Annotated in this window: 12 protein-coding genes and 1 tRNA gene; 2 read left to right on the top strand and 11 right to left on the bottom strand. The window is 59.8% G+C overall.

From position 1 onward, the window contains the following. Nucleotides 1-18: 18 nt before the first annotated feature. Both gabT and gabD read right to left on the bottom strand, forming a co-directional pair. The gene (gabT, locus tag BLR69_RS22545) at nucleotides 19-1,296 is read right to left on the bottom strand and encodes a 4-aminobutyrate--2-oxoglutarate transaminase (RefSeq protein WP_071493209.1); all 1,278 of its coding nucleotides are present in this window, start codon (nucleotides 1,294-1,296) and stop codon (nucleotides 19-21) included. Nucleotides 1,297-1,477: 181 nt separating this feature from the next. Continuing rightward, nucleotides 1,478-2,920 carry an NADP-dependent succinate-semialdehyde dehydrogenase gene (gabD, locus tag BLR69_RS22540; RefSeq protein WP_071493210.1) on the bottom strand — a complete coding sequence of 481 codons (1,443 nt, stop codon included), beginning with the start codon at nucleotides 2,918-2,920 and terminating at the stop codon, nucleotides 1,478-1,480. Nucleotides 2,921-3,291: 371 nt separating this feature from the next. On the opposite strand from gabD, the gene BLR69_RS22535 reads away from it, so the two are divergent. Beyond that, nucleotides 3,292-3,368: transfer RNA gene (locus BLR69_RS22535), tRNA-Arg, on the top strand. Nucleotides 3,369-3,726: 358 nt separating this feature from the next. Beyond that, nucleotides 3,727-5,037, top strand: a complete 1,311-nt coding sequence (locus BLR69_RS22530) for a helix-turn-helix domain-containing protein (RefSeq protein WP_071493211.1) — start codon at nucleotides 3,727-3,729, stop codon at nucleotides 5,035-5,037. Between the two features lie 22 nt (nucleotides 5,038-5,059). Here the strand turns inward: BLR69_RS22530 and BLR69_RS22525 are convergent, their stop codons facing one another. The 9 genes from BLR69_RS22525 to BLR69_RS22485 form a co-directional block, all read right to left on the bottom strand. Next, complete coding sequence (locus BLR69_RS22525; RefSeq protein ID WP_071493212.1) at nucleotides 5,060-5,692, bottom strand: nitroreductase family protein; 633 nt, start codon at nucleotides 5,690-5,692, stop codon at nucleotides 5,060-5,062. An 82-nt stretch (nucleotides 5,693-5,774) separates the two neighbouring features. After that, nucleotides 5,775-6,755: a sterol desaturase family protein gene (locus BLR69_RS22520; protein WP_071493213.1), complete on the bottom strand. Its 981-nt coding sequence runs from the start codon at nucleotides 6,753-6,755 to the stop codon at nucleotides 5,775-5,777. A 327-nt stretch (nucleotides 6,756-7,082) separates the two neighbouring features. Then, the gene (locus BLR69_RS22515) at nucleotides 7,083-7,667 is read right to left on the bottom strand and encodes a hypothetical protein (RefSeq protein ID WP_071493214.1); all 585 of its coding nucleotides are present in this window, start codon (nucleotides 7,665-7,667) and stop codon (nucleotides 7,083-7,085) included. Then, entirely contained in the window at nucleotides 7,664-8,236 is a 573-nt protein-coding gene (locus BLR69_RS22510) for an RNA polymerase sigma factor (RefSeq protein WP_071493215.1), read from the bottom strand. The genes BLR69_RS22515 and BLR69_RS22510 overlap by 4 nt, the downstream gene beginning before the upstream one ends. A 153-nt stretch (nucleotides 8,237-8,389) precedes the next feature. Then, a complete protein-coding gene (locus BLR69_RS22505) occupies nucleotides 8,390-10,012 on the bottom strand; it encodes a vWA domain-containing protein (protein WP_071493216.1) in 1,623 nt (540 codons plus the stop codon). 217 nt (nucleotides 10,013-10,229) lie between these two features. Further along, complete coding sequence (locus BLR69_RS22500; RefSeq protein WP_058426354.1) at nucleotides 10,230-10,880, bottom strand: DUF799 domain-containing protein; 651 nt, start codon at nucleotides 10,878-10,880, stop codon at nucleotides 10,230-10,232. Beyond that, nucleotides 10,877-11,239, bottom strand: coding sequence for a DUF4810 domain-containing protein (locus BLR69_RS22495; protein ID WP_025855472.1), 363 nt, complete (start codon nucleotides 11,237-11,239; stop codon nucleotides 10,877-10,879). Before BLR69_RS22495 ends, BLR69_RS22500 begins: the two co-directional genes overlap by 4 nt. A gap of 29 nt (nucleotides 11,240-11,268) precedes the next feature. Beyond that, a complete protein-coding gene (locus tag BLR69_RS22490; protein ID WP_058426355.1) occupies nucleotides 11,269-11,949 on the bottom strand; it encodes a CsgG/HfaB family protein in 681 nt (226 codons plus the stop codon). Nucleotides 11,950-11,989: 40 nt separating this feature from the next. Continuing rightward, nucleotides 11,990-12,571 (bottom strand): hypothetical protein, encoded by a 582-nt coding sequence (locus tag BLR69_RS22485; RefSeq protein WP_071493217.1) that lies wholly within the window; start codon nucleotides 12,569-12,571, stop codon nucleotides 11,990-11,992. Nucleotides 12,572-12,605: the final 34 nt, after the last annotated feature.

The raw sequence follows: 12,605 nt of genomic DNA, 5'->3' as shown, positions 1-12,605 counted from the left end.
GAACAGGTCAGCTTTCTCTTACAGCTCGGAGAAGCACTCTTCGATGATCGCCAGGCCTTTGTCCAACTGCTCGTCCGGCGAAGTCAGCGGGACCAGTACGCGCAACACGTTGCCGTAGGTGCCGCAGCTCAGCAGGATCAGGCCCTTGTCACGCGCCTTGGCCACCACGGAGGCAACGGCAGCGGCGTCGGGCTTGTGGCTGTCGCCATCTTCGAACAGCTCGACCGCGATCATCGCGCCCAGGGCACGCACTTCGCCGATCACCGGGTATTTGGCCTGGATGGCTTTGAGACCGGTCACCAGACGCTCGCCAACTGCCTTGCAGCGGTCCAGCAGGTGCTCTTCTTCGAACACTTCCATCACCGCCAGCGCAGCTGCACAAGCGATCGGGCTACCGGCGTAGGTGCCGCCCAGGCCGCCTGGCGCGATGGCGTCCATGTATTCAGCCTTGCCGCACACACCGGCCAGCGGGAAGCCGCCAGCGATGGATTTGGCGAAGGTGGTCAGGTCGGCGGCAACGCCCATCTGTTCCATGGCGAAGAACGTACCGGTACGACCGGCGCCGGTTTGCACTTCGTCGGCGATCAGCAGGATGCCGTGCTTGTCGCACAGTTCGCGTAGGCGCTTCATGAAGGATTTCGGCGCGACGTAGAAACCGCCTTCGCCCTGCACCGGCTCGATGATGATGGCAGCGATATCACGCGGCTCGGCATCGTTCTTGAAGATGCGTTCGATGCTGGCGATGGAATCGTCATCGCTCACGCCGTGCAGTTCGTTCGGGAACAGCGCGCGGAACACGCCGCCTGGCATCAGGCCCATGCCGGCGGAGTAAGGCACGACTTTACCGGTGAGGCCCAGGGTCATCATGGTGCGACCGTGGTAGGCGCCGGTGAACGCGATCACACCGGCACGCCCCGTGGCGGCCCGCGCAATTTTCACGGCGTTTTCCACCGCTTCGGAACCGGTGGTGACCAGCAGGGTTTTCTTGGCGAAATCGCCTGGGACCTTGGCGTTCACTTTCTCGCACAGTTCCACGTAAGGCTCATAGGCCAGTACTTGGAAGCAGGTGTGAGTCAGTTTGTTCAGCTGCTCGGTCACGGCGGCGATGATTTTCGGGTGCACGTGGCCGGTGTTCAGCACGGCGATGCCGCCGGCGAAATCGATGAACTCGCGACCTTCAACGTCGGTCACGGTAGCGTTCTTCGCCGATTCGGCGAAGATCGGGTGAATCTGGCCAACACCGCGCGGTACAGCGGCTTCACGGCGTTTCATCAGGGATGCGTTGGTCTTGCTCATAAAGTCCTCATTCGCCACTCATCGGGTGGCGTGGTCCAAGGAATACGTGGCGGGGAGGCAACTACGGCAGCATGCGATGATCGACTGCCACAGCTTTCCCGGTCACTACGAATTGCGGGGTGAAACACGCAAAGGGGCAGCGCTCTCGTGCCCTTTGCGTTTGCTGCAAGCTCTTGCCGGGTCAGATGCCCAGGCAGAGGTATTTGATTTCCAGGTAATCCTCGATCCCATACTTGGAGCCTTCACGGCCCAGGCCCGAGGCCTTGATGCCGCCGAACGGCGCCACTTCGTTGGAAATCAACCCGGTGTTGACGCCGACCATGCCGTACTCCAGGGCTTCAGCCACACGGAACACACGGCCCAGGTCGCGGGCATAGAAGTACGACGCCAGGCCGAACTCGGTGTCGTTGGACATTGCGATCACTTCGGCTTCGTCTTTGAAGCGGAACAGCGGCGCCAGTGGGCCAAAGGTTTCTTCCTTCGCCACGGCCGCGTTTTTCGGCACGTCGACCAGGATGGTCGGCTCGAAGAAGTTACCTTCCATCACCTTGCCACCGGCCAGCAGCTTGGCGCCTTTGCTCAGGGCGTCAGCGATGTGTTCCTGCACCTTGGCCACGGCTTTCTCGTCGATCAGCGGGCCAGTGGTGGTGCCTTCTTCCAGACCGTTGCCGATCTTCAATTTGGCCACCGCCGCTTTCAGTTTCTCGGCGAACGCGTCGTACACCGAGTCCTGGATGTACAGGCGGTTGGCGCAAACGCAGGTCTGGCCGTTGTTGCGGTACTTGGAGATGATCGCGCCTTCGACGGCCTTATCCAGGTCAGCGTCGTCGAACACGATGAACGGCGCGTTGCCGCCCAGCTCCAGGGAGACTTTCTTGATGTCCTTGGCGCATTCGGCCATCAGCTGGCGACCGATTTCGGTCGAGCCGGTGAAGGACAATTTACGCACGATCGGGTTGCTGGTCAGCTCGCCGCCGATGTCGCCGGCACTGCCGGTGACCACGCTCAACACGCCTTTCGGGATACCGGCGCGGTGCGCCAGTTCAACCAGGGCCAGGGCCGAGAACGGGGTTTGCGAAGCAGGCTTGATCACCATGGTGCAACCGGCGGCCAGGGCCGGGCCGGCTTTACGGGTGATCATCGCAGCAGGGAAGTTCCACGGAGTGATCGCGGCGGTCACGCCGATCGGCTGCTTGATCACGATCAGGCGCTTGTCCGGCTGGTGGCCAGGGATCACATCACCGTAGATGCGCTTGGCTTCTTCGGCGAACCACTCGATAAAGGAGGCGGCGTAGACGATTTCACCCTTGGCTTCGGCCAGCGGCTTACCTTGCTCGAGGGTCATCAGGCGACCGAGGTCGTCCTGGTTTTCGATCAGCAGTTCGAACCAACGGCGCAGCTTGTTGGCGCGTTCCTTGGCGGTCAGTGCACGCCAGGCCGGCAAGGCCTTGTCGGCGGCTTCGATGGCGCGGCGGGTTTCAGCGGCGCCCATCTTCGGCACGGTGCCGAGAATCTCGCCCGTGGCCGGGTTGTTGACCTTGATGGTCTGACCGTTGTCCGCATCGACCCAAGCGCCATCGATAAAGGCTTGCTGGCGGAACAACTGGGTATCTTTGAGCTGCATGTCGGGTTTCCTTAACAGCACCGCGCGCACGCGGAGCGAATTAGAGTTGTTGAAAGGCGCCTTGTGGGCTGCCGTCAGGGAAATCAGCCCCAGCACGCGGGGTAGCGTGAATAGCGCGCGGGAGACAGAGCGTTTGAAATCTCAAACGAATCCTAGGATCAATGGGGGGGCAGGGCAATAGTCTGTTCGAAAAAAAGAACGAAAACGGCGCTTTTAGTCGATCTTTCTGATCAGCGTCGTTGGGCCGGGTTCTACCCTTCCGATGGGTGGTGCCCGGCCCAGGGCCTTTATGCAGCGAATTCCTACGCTTGGATGCCCAAAGACCAGCATGGACGCCCAAGGTCGACATGGGTATGATGTCGCCCGCACAAGCATCCGTAGCTCAGCTGGATAGAGTACTGCCCTCCGAAGGCAGGGGTCGTGGGTTCGAATCCCGCCGGGTGCACCATATAGCAGTCTCGGGCTGTCTCAGACAGTCTACGAAACACCCCAAGAAGCCCGCCCCGTGCGGGCTTTCTTGTTTCTGACGATCAGAGCAACGCCAACGTCGACTCCCGAAGATCACAGCTAAGTGCCAATTTGGGATACGGATACACACGACCCGCCGCCTATGCTGGGGTCGAACTCATCGAGCCTGAACCGAGGAGATCAGGCCATGATCTGTTACCTCCTGATCATGCGTATTAACCTGTAAACCGTATCCCCGGTTTATACCTCGCGACCATTGTCCATCGCATCCGTATTCTGGAGGAGCGCCAGGGTATCGGCCCTGTCTTCAATGGCAACGGGCGCAGTGAGGGTGTGAAATGGATAAGCCGCAGGAAATTGACGAGGAACATCGGCTCACGGCGCACGCGCAAAGAATTCTAAAGAGTGGTGCGCTCGGTAAATCGCGGCAGGTCATTCGTCTTTTCGAGTTTCTCCTCGAGCGATCACTGACGGCAACCGCAACCAAAGAGGTCGAGATTGCACTCGCCGTGTTTGGTCGATCCACCAGTGTGGACCTGGCGGCAGATGCGACGGTTCGTGTGCATATTCACCGGCTGCGCAAAAAGCTGGATGCCGCACCCGCCGATGAGCGGGGCGAACGGCTCGTCCTGCCGCGTGGCGAATATCGCCTGGTCGTCGCGGCTCCCGATGAGCACGCCATCTATTCCGACCCTGCGGGCCGACGCTACCTTGACCTTGATTGGCGGTATTTTGCCGGCGCTGCGCTTTTCCTCACATTCAACGCATTATGCTGGCTCTGGTTGGCAGGCAAGCCACCCAGTGATTCGCGTATCGAGAGCATTCTCTGGAGTGGTCTGACGCATAGCCCAGCGCCGCTATTGATCGTGTCCGGCGATTTCTATGTATTCGGTGAACAGGGCACTGACGGTTCGATTCATCGGATGATCGCTGACGCCAGCATCGCGTCCAGCGAGGCTCTCAATCAGTACAAGCAGCGCATGCCTGGGGCCGGCCAAAAGTATATCGATATGAACGCCTATCACTTGCCGAGTGGACTCGCATCGGCGCTGGTTTCGGTGACGCCCATCCTGGCCGCGACGAGGTCCGGCAACTCAAGCCTGATCAAGGATGTGACGACGTCACGTTTCACCAATCAGATGCTGAGCGACCACGATATTGTCTATGTCGGTTTACTCGACACTCTTGGCGATCTGCGTGAGCCGTTCTTCGATCTTTCCGGTTTTTCGCTGTCGGCCAGCGGCGATACCCTTGTGGATCGGGCGAGCGGCGAGCAATTTCAATCTGATTGGGCCGAGCCCTCCACGGAAAGAATCATGCGCCGTGATTACGCGTACGTTGCGCGCTTTCCCGGCCCCGCAGGCAATCACATCGTCGTGGTTGCCGGCATTATGGATCCCGCACTTGTAGAGGCCGCAAAGATTGCGTCGGACAGTGCCGAGCTGAGTCGCTTGAAGACCCAGCTCGGCAACAGCGAAGCCTTCGAAGCGATGTATGAGGTGCGCACATTTGGTCCATCGAATGTATCGGCAGAGTTGCTGATCGCCCGCCCGCTCGACGTCGGTCAGATGTGGCGTGCGAGAGGGGCCTCGCCTGGCAATGGCGAAGCCAGGCCGAGACCTCTCAAGACCGAAGCAGCAGCTCAATAGCCACTGCGGTCAGGGATAGACCCTACGCAATGTCCACGAAAAGGTCCGCCTTGTCGCGCCGGACCTTTTCGAGGGTTACCAGCCAATCGCTATCGGTATCGCGGTAGCCCAAGGCCAAGAGAACAGCACTGTTCAACCCCTGTTCGGGAAGCCTCAGCAACGCATTCACCGCCTGGTTGTCGAACCCTTCCATGGGCGTGGCATCGACCCCCAGTTCAGCCGCCGCCAGCAGCGCGAACCCCAAGGCGATGTAGCATTGCTTGGACGCGTGGAAATACTGCTGCTCCTTGCTCATGCTGCCAAAAGAGTCGAGCAGCGATAGCCGGTAATCATCCGTGACACTGGCAGGCAGCTTGCGTATCCCATTGCTGTATTCAAAAAATGCGTTGACCCGCTCAGGCGTATATTCATCCCACGCAGCAAAAATCAATACGTGGGACGCTTGGGAAATTTGCTGTTGGTTAGCGCAGATCGGCTGTAACTGTGCCTTCAACTCGGGGTTCGTGATAACCAACACTTTGAACGGCTGCAGGCCCGAACTGCTGGGGGCGAGGCGTATGGCTTCCAGGATCGGGTCGATCTTTTCCCGGGCCACCTTGTCGCCGTTGTAGCTTTTGGTTGCATAGCGCCAATGAAGTTTGTCTTGCAGTGCCATGTTGATTTCCTTGCAGGGAATTGAGCCAGCGATTGCATGGTGTGCTTCAAGCTCGAGATGTTTATCAAGCAGTCCGGCGCCCTCATGGATTCGGACTCTTGCCTTCCTTCAAGTGACGCCAAAGTGTGATGAAAGGATCGATATAGAAGCCCTTCAGGGTGTTGTGCGGATTGTTGGCGCCATATTCTTCGTCATTGCATCCCCAACGCCAGGACTCACCCTTTTTGGGCAGGTAGAGTGTTCCGAACATCCAATCCCAAAGCGTCAGTACGACGGCGTTGTTCTTGTCCCAGTGATGGGGTTCCATACTGTGGTGAAGGTTGTGCATGACCGGCGCCAAAACGATCCTGTTCAGCCACCCGTAGGAGATGGGCAGGTGGACGTGGGAAAACACATCTATGACGAAGAACGCTATATAGGCCGTGGTGGTGACTGCTGCCACCGTGCCAGGGTGAATGGGGCTGCCCGTTGCAAACAGCACCAACCCGGTGAAGGCGCCACCGCAAATCGCCGGGATGATATTCAGGCCAAAGAACTCGATGGGGTGCTGTCGGAAGAGCGTCCAGGGCGTAAGTGTTTCAGCGGTATGGTGAGGTTTGTGAAGATGCCACAGCAGTGCATTGGTATGGCACCAGCGATGCACCCAATACCCCACGAAGTCGACACTGAGGAAATAGACTAGAAACTGAACAGAGACGAGCAGCCAGGTCGACGTGATCACGGGATCCCGGGCGCCGAACTCCGTGGTGAGATAAGCGCCAACATTGTCAGCGATGGCAATGCCATTGATGGCGATGACACCGACAAGGGGAAAACCGAGCATCAGCAGGATAATACCGTTCCACCTATCCACGCGCGATGAGGGGTGGTCGTATTGCTCCTTGGGAAAGGCTGCATTAGTTAGAGAACGCAGGGTCAGAGGCCCCTGCCACTTTTGCGACAGGATGAACATCACCGCGATCACTGTGACGAAAAGAGGCAGCCCGAAGGCCCATAAGCTGATTATTTCCAGTGTCGGTTCATAGAACGCGACAATTGATTCCCAGAGTTGATGAATCGTCATCGTATATGCCTCGCCATTTATTGTTTTGTTATTGTTTTGAGGTCATGGACAACCTCGTATTTTCCTTCTTTGCGTGCAGGCCCGGTCAGTAGGCTTGTTTCAACGGGCTGCTGGGATAGTGCATATGCCGTCATGCCGGTGACCAGTTGAGTAACGGTTAATTAACGGTACGTAAAAGGTTACTTCCATCGAAATTTTCGTAAAAAAATCATTCGAATCAGTGAGATAACCTTAGGGATATTCTCCGCAGCAAAACGCGCTTGCTTCCCGGCCAGGCACAAAAAAGCCCCAGTTCTTTCGACCTGGGGCTTTTTTGCGGTTATCGATCTAGTGCTTTTGCAACGCCTCCAACAGCGCTGGCAAATCCTCCTGCGGAAAACGCTCATGCAATACCAGCAGTTGCTCATCCGCCGCCTTGGTGTGCCCCGCCAGGCGCAGGTTCACGATCTCCTGTAACGCCTCCTGCAACGTTACCGGCGCACGCTTGCTGAATTTGGCGCTGGACTCATCCGCCATCGAACCCATGACTTGCGCGCTCTCTGCCTGGGGCGCGGCGGCCATTCGGGCGACGGGGGCAGGCGCGGACATCGCGGGTGCAGCGGGACGCGGTGCTTCGTCGTGCAGCGCAGAGAAGGTCGCGGTGGAAATGTCGGGTTGCGGCACGGGCGAGCGCATCACCACGCCGATCATCAGGGCCAACCCTGCAACGGTGGCGAATGCCATCTGCCAGCGCGGCCGTTGGCAGGCTTGCAGCCAGCGTTGCCACAGGTTCGGCTGCGGCGCCGGGGCTTCGCGGCGGGCGGCGTTGAGGATGAAGGCGTCGAGGGACGCCGGCGGCTCGACCGGGCTGTGTTGACGATAGTGCTGGAGCAATTCGTCGTCGGAATCGGGAGTGTTTCGGGAGTCGATCATGCGGGTATCTCCTCGGCCAGCAGGCGGCGCAGTTTCTGCTGGGCGTAACGCAGGCGGCTTTTCACGGTTTCCAGCGGGGCGTTGGTGAGGGCGGCGATTTGCGGCACTTCAAGGTCACCGTGCAGGCGCAGCAGGAAGACTTCGCGCTGGTCTTCGGGCAGGTCTTGCAGCGCGGCGTCGAGGCGCGCCTGGTCGCGGCTCAGGCTCAGTTGCTGCTCGGGGCCGGCGCTGTCGTCGGCCTGGGCGTGCAGTTGTTCGTCGTAGCTGTCGTGCAACGGGTTGTGGATGCCGTGCTTGCGCCAGTGGTCGATCAGGCGGTTGCGGGCGATCTGGAACAGCCAGGTGCGAAAACTCGCACGACCTTGAGGCTGGGTGGCGCTGCGGATCAGGCTGAGCCAGGTCTCCTGGTAGATTTCCTCGGCCAGTTCGGCCTTGTTGCTCAAGGACACAAGGAATCGGTACAGGCCCTGGCGGTGCCGCGCGTACAAGGCTTCGAACGCGGCGCTGTCGCCGGTGCGGTAGCGGGCCAGCAGCGATTCGTCGCTGGGTAGATCATCTGGAACAGCCATGTAGGGGGCGAACTCCTTTTTATCAGCCGAAGCTGGTCTAACTGTGGGAGGGGGCTTGCCCCCGATAGCAGTGGGTCAGTAGCACACTTGATACTGATACACCGCCATCGGGGGCAAGCCCCCTCCCACATTTGATTGTTGTCATGGCTGTGATCAGGGTTTCAGGCTTTGGGCCAACTCCACCAGCTGCACGAACTCGTTGCGCAGGCCGAACGGGTCATCGCCCCGCGCCGAGCGGGCCAGTGCGGCGGTGTCCTGCAGGCTCATGTTGCCAGTGTAGCGGCCATCGCCCTTGAGCTGTTGGGCAAAGGCAGCCACTGCCGCCGCAAAGCGCAGGTCGTCACTGGCTTTGGAGGGCTCCTGGCTGATCGGCCGTTCGATCAGTTGGCTGGCACCGCCAGCAGCCGGTTTGTAGCGCACGCGCAGCATCGCCAGTTCTGCAGATTTATCCTCGGCCACAGGCGCAGTGGTGTAGCGCAGAGGCTCCAACCACCCCTTCTCGCCCTTCGGCACAATTTCGTACAGTGCCGTGACCGTATGCCCTGCGCCAATCTCACCGGCGTCGACCTTGTCGTTATTGAAATCCTCACGCTTCAAGGCGCGGTTTTCATAGCCAAGCAAGCGATATTCGCTGACACGCGCCGGGTTGAATTCCACCTGCAACTTCACATCCCGCGCGACCACGGCCAAGGTCGAGCTAAGCTGATCCACCAGCACCTTGCGCGCTTCGCGCAGGTTGTCGATATAGGCATAGTTACCGTCGCCGGCATCGGCCAGTTGCTCCATCAGGTGTTCGTTGTAGTTATCCACACCGAAGCCCAGGGTGGTGAGGGACACGCCGCTCTTGCGCTGTTCGACGGCCATTTGCTTGAGGCTGTCGAAATCACTGATGCCCACGTTGAAGTCACCGTCGGTGGCCAGCAGGATGCGGTTGATACCCTTGTCGATAAAGCCTTCGCGGGCCATCTGGTAGGCCAGTTCGATACCGGACGCGCCCGCCGTCGAGCCACCGGCGGTGAGTTGGTCGATGGCGTTGCGGATCTTGGCCTTGTCGCGCCCGGAGGTGGGCTTGAGCACCACACGGGATTCACCGGCATACACCACCAGCGAAACGCGGTCCTGGTCGCGCAATTGATCCACCAGCAACTTCAGCGTGCTTTTCACCAGCGGCAAGCCTTCGCGGCGGTCCATTGAGCCGGACACATCCACCAGGAACACCAGGTTGGCCGGCGCCAATTGCGCCACGGCGCGGTCGGACGCCTTGATGCCGATGCGCAGCAACTGGGTATGCGGGTTCCACGGCGTGGCGGCGACTTCGGTGGTCACGCCAAAAGGCGAGCCATCAGTGGGCAGCGCGTATTGGTAGGGGAAATAGTTGACCATCTCCTCCAGTCGCACAGCGCCTTCGGGCGGCAGGCTGCCTTGGTTGAGGAAACGCCTGACGTTGGCGTAGCTGCCGGTATCGACGTCGACGCTGAAGGTGGACACCGGCGTTTCAGCCACGCGGTGCACCGGGTTGTCCGGCAGGTTTTCGTATTGCTCGCGGGGTTCGCTGCGGTAGTCCATCGCGGCTGACTCCTGCATACGCATCGGTGCAGGCATTGCCATGCGTTTGACCAAAGCACCCTGGGGTGACGCGCTTTGCAGCTCGGCGACGGGCTCAGCCGGCTTGGCCAGCTCAGGGGATGAGGACAGCCCACAACCGGCCAACGCCACCACCATGGTAACGGCAAAGCCTTGGGCAGCAGGACGCAGGAAAAACAGAGGGTGGGACATGGGCTGAACCTCGTGAATGAAATGATCCGTTCACAAGGTCAGACGCGAGGTGCGGGATGTTCGGGTTAACCCTGATTCAAATAACACCACAGTCCAACTGTGAGAGGGGGCTTGCCCCCGATGGGGTGGGTCAGTCAAACATGTACAGACTGGTCTACCGCTATCGGGGGCAAGCCCCCTCCCACATTTGGACCGTGGTGCTCTCAGAATCCGGATATCAGTCCGTGCCGTACTTCGGGTTACGCGGACCGTACAGGATCCCCGCGCGTTGCCCCGGTGACAGCAGGCGCGCACTGGTGATACCGGCAATCGGGTGCGCCGCATCGGTGGAGCTGTTGATCACCTGCTTGACCGCCGCCGTGATCAGCATGCCGACGAGGCCGCCGCTGTTGTTGTTGCCCTCTTCGCTGGACGCCCGCGCCGAGCCGGTCCACAGGGTGGTGCCGGTGCGCAGGTCCACCAGTTTGGCCGAAGCCGTCACGGCGGTGTCACTGGAGATCAGCATGTACTTGGTGCCGTACTCGGTGACGGTGATGTACAGCGCGGCGTCCGCACCGAAGATGTCATGCAGCTTGGTCGGTGGCAGGGCCTGGATATCATTGGCCGTGGTGAGGCCGTTCTGGCGGAAGGTTTCATCCACCAGGGCTATCGGCAGCACGTAGTAGCCGGCTTCCGCCAACGGGTAGGTCACTTGCGAGACCAGGCTGTAGGAAGCCTGCACTTCCGGCGACTCATTGAGCGGCGGCAGTACCAGGATCGACTTCGGTCGTGCCTGCTTGTACGCCGTGTAATCAATGGTCTTGGGGGCTGCGCAACCGCCGAGCAGGGCCAGGGCCAGCAAGGCGCCCGTAAGTTTCAACAGGCTCATTTGGTGGCGACTCCGGTCTTGGCGTTTTTCAGCAGAAAGTCCATGTACGAGGCGGATTCAGGGAACAGCGCCTTCTCGGTGCGGAACTCCTGCACCATCTGGTCATCCTTGCCCATGCTCAGGTACAGCATGCCCAGGTGGGCGTGGTAACCCGGCGGGGCCTTGCGGCCGCTGGCATTGATCTTCTGCAGATCGCGCTCCAGTGCCTCGACCTGCGCTTCCTTGGGCTCACCCTTAAAGTATTCGTAAACCTGCGGCTGATAACTTTCCCATTGATACAACGGCTGGGGCGCGGTTTGGCACCCGGCGACCGTCGCCACTGCTGTCAGCATCAGCGCCAACTTGACTGCCTTGCTCATCCTTGTACTGCTCCTTGAGGTGCTGCTGATCAGTTGCGCGGGTTCCAGGCGCCGGCGTTGATGCCGTCGACGAGGCGGTTGATGGCTTCGCGCATGGCCAGGTCGAGGACCTTGCCATTGAGGGTGGAGTCGTAGCTGGCGGTACCGCCGAAGCCGACCACTTCGCGGTTGGACAGCGCGTATTCACCGGCGCCCTGGGTGGAATACACCACTTCGGAGGTGCTGATGTTGACGATATTCAACGCGACTTTGGCGTAGGCCACTTGGGTCTTGCCACGGCCGAGAATGCCGAACAGCTGACGGTCGCCGGTTTCCTTGCGGCCGAACTCCGTCACGTCGCCGGTCACTACGTAGTCAGCGCCCTTGAGCTTCTGCACGGTGCCTTTGATCGCGGCTTCCTGGGAGATTTCGCCCATGTTGTCGCGGTCCAGCACGCTGAAGCGGTTGGTCTGCTGCAGGTGGGTGATCAGGATGGTCTTGGCCTGGCCGCCGAGGCGGTCGACGCCGTCGGAGAAGATGCCGCGCATGTAGCTGGAGCGGTTGTCGAACTTGCCCACGGCGATTGGCACGCGTACGCCGGAATAAGCGACGTTGGCGCTGGCGACTTGTTCCACCGGCATCGCGCGGTTGCTCTCCGTGGCGCAACCGGCCACGGTCAGCAGCGCTGCGGCGGTGAGGCCGGACAGCAGGATTTTGGACAGTGTGTTCACAGGGTGCTCCTGGGTGATAAATCGGTTAAAGCGGATGAAACTAACGGGATGGAATGTTACGGAGATCGGTGGCGATGAAACTGCTCAAATTACCGGTATAAAACCCCTCGACATTTGAGTTGCCGCTACGGGTCAAAATACCGCCAACGGTCTTCCAGTGTTGCCATTGTCCCGGCCCCATACTCGGCATGAGGCGTTCGCGCGTTTGCGCAAAATGCAGGACTTCGGTATCGCCTTTCTTGACCTTGACCTCATAGCTGAAATCAACCGAGACCAAGTACTTGTTGTCTTCGATGATCGTGCTAACGAGCGCGCCGTGCGTATCCTGGATGAGCCGTTTGTAGACGACTTTCACATCGAGCAGGTAATCGGCGGAAGCCTTGCTGGTGGCGTATCGCTTGGCCTTGAGCAGGCGGTCGACCAGATCAACCCCGAGTTGCTGGCGCACTTTGTCATCCGGCAGGAAGCGTTCGTTCTTGCCCACCACCTCTACGTCGAAGGTGTCGAGCCAGTAGGTCGCAGTCTTGGGAATGGTCACTGGCGCCGGGGAGATGTAGTAATCCGGCTTGGAGGCACAGCCCGCCATGAGGCAGGCGGCGAGAAATACGGCAAACACGCGCATGTCTGAATTCGTCCCTGAAAAGTATCGTGCTTTA

The sequence above is a fragment of the Pseudomonas azotoformans genome, assembly GCF_900103345.1.
Taxonomy (GTDB): Bacteria; Pseudomonadota; Gammaproteobacteria; order Pseudomonadales; family Pseudomonadaceae; genus Aquipseudomonas; species Aquipseudomonas azotoformans.
The sequence above is the reverse complement of the archived record's forward strand: the minus strand, read 5'-3'. Positions and strand labels throughout refer to the sequence as shown.

Excerpts from the sequence above, each read along its gene's own strand:
- BLR69_RS22500 (WP_058426354.1), bottom strand. The coding sequence starts at position 10,880 with ATGAGCCTGTTGAAACTTACGGGCGCCTTGCTGGCCCTGGCCCTGCTC.
- BLR69_RS22515 (WP_071493214.1), bottom strand. The coding sequence starts at position 7,667 with ATGATCGACTCCCGAAACACTCCCGATTCCGACGACGAATTGCTCCAG.
- gabT (WP_071493209.1), bottom strand. The coding sequence starts at position 1,296 with ATGAGCAAGACCAACGCATCCCTGATGAAACGCCGTGAAGCCGCTGTA.
- BLR69_RS22530 (WP_071493211.1), top strand. The coding sequence starts at position 3,727 with ATGGATAAGCCGCAGGAAATTGACGAGGAACATCGGCTCACGGCGCAC.
- BLR69_RS22495 (WP_025855472.1), bottom strand. The coding sequence starts at position 11,239 with ATGAGCAAGGCAGTCAAGTTGGCGCTGATGCTGACAGCAGTGGCGACG.
- BLR69_RS22505 (WP_071493216.1), bottom strand. The coding sequence starts at position 10,012 with ATGTCCCACCCTCTGTTTTTCCTGCGTCCTGCTGCCCAAGGCTTTGCC.
- BLR69_RS22520 (WP_071493213.1), bottom strand. The coding sequence starts at position 6,755 with ATGACGATTCATCAACTCTGGGAATCAATTGTCGCGTTCTATGAACCG.
- BLR69_RS22510 (WP_071493215.1), bottom strand. The coding sequence starts at position 8,236 with ATGGCTGTTCCAGATGATCTACCCAGCGACGAATCGCTGCTGGCCCGC.
- gabD (WP_071493210.1), bottom strand. The coding sequence starts at position 2,920 with ATGCAGCTCAAAGATACCCAGTTGTTCCGCCAGCAAGCCTTTATCGAT.
- BLR69_RS22485 (WP_071493217.1), bottom strand. The coding sequence starts at position 12,571 with ATGCGCGTGTTTGCCGTATTTCTCGCCGCCTGCCTCATGGCGGGCTGT.
- BLR69_RS22525 (WP_071493212.1), bottom strand. The coding sequence starts at position 5,692 with ATGGCACTGCAAGACAAACTTCATTGGCGCTATGCAACCAAAAGCTAC.